Origin of the sequence: Salipiger sp. HF18 (assembly GCF_011806505.1) — a bacterium.
GTDB lineage: Bacteria > Pseudomonadota > Alphaproteobacteria > Rhodobacterales > Rhodobacteraceae > Salipiger > Salipiger thiooxidans.
The window spans coordinates 1-2,330 of the sequence record NZ_JAATOS010000578.1; the positions used below are offsets into that span (position 1 = coordinate 1).

General features: G+C 66.1%; 3 protein-coding genes. 2 read left to right on the top strand and 1 reads right to left on the bottom strand.

Annotation, left to right across the window (positions count from 1 at the left end; genetic code table 11):
- Positions 1 to 280: response regulator transcription factor (locus tag HC022_RS24355; RefSeq protein ID WP_167454115.1), on the bottom strand; the 280-nt coding region annotated here is incomplete at its 3' end.
- A 243-nt stretch (positions 281 to 523) separates the two neighbouring features.
- On the opposite strand from HC022_RS24355, the gene HC022_RS24360 reads away from it, so the two are divergent.
- A complete protein-coding gene (locus HC022_RS24360; protein WP_089955234.1) occupies positions 524 to 1,768 on the top strand; it encodes an ABC transporter substrate-binding protein in 1,245 nt (414 codons plus the stop codon).
- Positions 1,769 to 1,836: 68 nt separating this feature from the next.
- Positions 1,837 to 2,330, top strand: a 494-nt coding sequence (locus HC022_RS24365) for a carbohydrate ABC transporter permease (protein ID WP_167454116.1), incomplete at its 3' end; no start/stop codon positions are given.

Here is a 2,330-nt window from a genome sequence, read left to right on the forward strand (position 1 = left end):
CGTAGCCTGCCATGCGCTGGTGATCCGCCGACAGCGCCGAGACGAGGATGATCGGCACGTCCTGGTCGGCGCGCAGCCGGGCGCAGATCTCGACGCCGTTCTCGTCGCCCAGCATGACATCGAGCAGGATCAGGTCGACGCGGCCGCTGGCGAGATGGCTGCGGATGCCGGTCTCGCTGTCGCAGGGCAGCGCCATGAAGCCGTTCCGGTGCAGGAACTCGGTCATCATGCCACGGGTCTCGGCATCGTCGTCGACCACCAGCAGCCGCGGTATCGTCATGTCCTCATCCCGTGCAACCCATCGCCTCCCCCCGGCCTGCCCCTTTCTCGCATCCGCAGCATGTGCAGGTCGAGTCAGGACGTTGCGAAACAGCGTGTAACAATCTGTAACAGCGATCGCAATTTTCTTGCCCGCAGCGTGGAGCCGACCTGCTGCAGGGCATTGAAGCACGAGGCGCAAACGGCAAACATGGAGGCACGCAGCCGCCCGTGGCGGCCGTTGTTCTTTGGGAGGAACATTCAGATGAAACTATCCGCTCTGGCGGCCTCGTCGGCCGTCCTCTTTGCCCTTGCCGCCCCGGTCGCAGCCGAGCCGCAAGCCGAGGTCCTGCACTGGTGGACCTCCGGCGGCGAGGCCAAGGCCGTCGGCGTCCTGCAGGAAGAGTTCTCGGCCAACGGCGGCACCTGGACCGACATGCCCGTGGCGGGCGGCGGCGGCGACGCCGCGATGACCGCCCTGCGGGCGCGCGTCCTGTCGGGCAATGCCCCCGCCGCCGTGCAGCTCAAGGGCCCCGCGATCCAGGAATGGTACGAAGAGGGCGTGCTGGCCGACATCTCGTCCGTGGCCGAGGCCGAGGGCTGGGCCGACGTGCTGCCCGCCTCGATCGCCGAGCACATGAAGTGCGAGGGCCACTGGTGCGCCGCGCCGGTGAACGTGCACCGCGTCGACTGGATCTGGGCCAACGCCGAGGTGCTCGCGGCCAACGGCATCGAGATGCCCACCACCTGGGACGAGTTCAACGCCGCCGCAGACAAGCTGAAGGAAGCGGGCGTCATCCCGCTCGCCCACGGTGGTCAGGCCTGGCAGGACGCGACCGTGTTCGAGGTCGTGGCGCTGGGTCTTCTCGGGCCGGACGGGTTCAAGAAGGCATTCGTCGATCTCGACGCCGACACGCTGAGCTCGCCCGAGATGGTCGCGGTCTTCGACCAGATGCGCAAGATGCGCGGCTACGTGGACGAGAACTTCCCCGGCCGTGACTGGAACCTCGCCACCGCCATGGTGATGAACGGCGAGGCCGCGTTCCAGATCATGGGCGACTGGGCCAAGGGAGAATTCCTCGCAGCCGGCAAGGTCCCGGGCGAAGACTTCCTCTGTGAAAGCGCCCCCGGTGACGGCTACCTCTACAACGTCGACAGCTTCGCCATGTTCGAAGTGGACGGCGACGACAAGAAGGCCGGGCAGGAGCTGCTGGCCAAGCTGATCGTCGGCCCGAACTTCCAGAAGGTGTTCAACCTCAACAAGGGCTCGATCCCGGTCCGCACCGACGTCGCGCTCGACGAGTTCGACAGCTGCGCCAAGAAATCCTCCGAGGACATGGCGGCAGCGTCCGAGAACGGCTCGCTGCTGCCCTCCTACGCCCACGGCATGGCGCTGCGCGGTGCGCAGGCCGGCGCCATCACCGACGTCGTGACCGCGCATTTCAACTCGGACATGAGCTCCGAGGACGCCGTGAAGATGCTGGCCGAGGCCGTCGCAAACTCCATGTAAGACAACCTTCCCCGTGTCCGGGTCCGTCCCGGGCGCGGGGTCCTTGTCTTGACCCGAGGAACACCACGATGACTGTGTGGCTGGAACGCAACCTGCCCCGGATGGTGCTCGCACCCTCCTTCATCGCCGTCCTCATCTTCGTCTACGGCTTCATCGGCTGGACCGCATGGGTGTCTCTCACCCGCTCCAAGCTGATGCCGCGCTACGAGGTCGACGGCTTCATCCAATACAAGCGCCTCTTCGCCTCGCCCCGATGGGACACGGCGATGGACAACCTCTACATCTTCGGGGGGCTGTTCATCTGCATCTCGATGGTGCTGGGGCTGCTGCTGGCCATCATGCTCGACCAGCGCATCCGCATCGAGGGCGCGCTGCGCACCATCTACCTCTACCCCATGGCGCTTTCCATGATCGTCACCGGCACCGCATGGAAGTGGATCATGAACCCGGGCCTCGGCATCCAGGAGATGGTCCGCGGCTGGGGCTACGAGAGCTTCACCTTCGACTGGATCGTGAACCCCGACAGGGCGATCTACGCCGTGGTGATCGCCGGCATCTGGCA

What these genes read in the sequence shown, in the direction of transcription:
- HC022_RS24360 (WP_089955234.1), top strand. Translation starts at nt 524, where the DNA reads ATGAAACTATCCGCTCTGGCGGCCTCGTCGGCCGTCCTCTTTGCCCTT.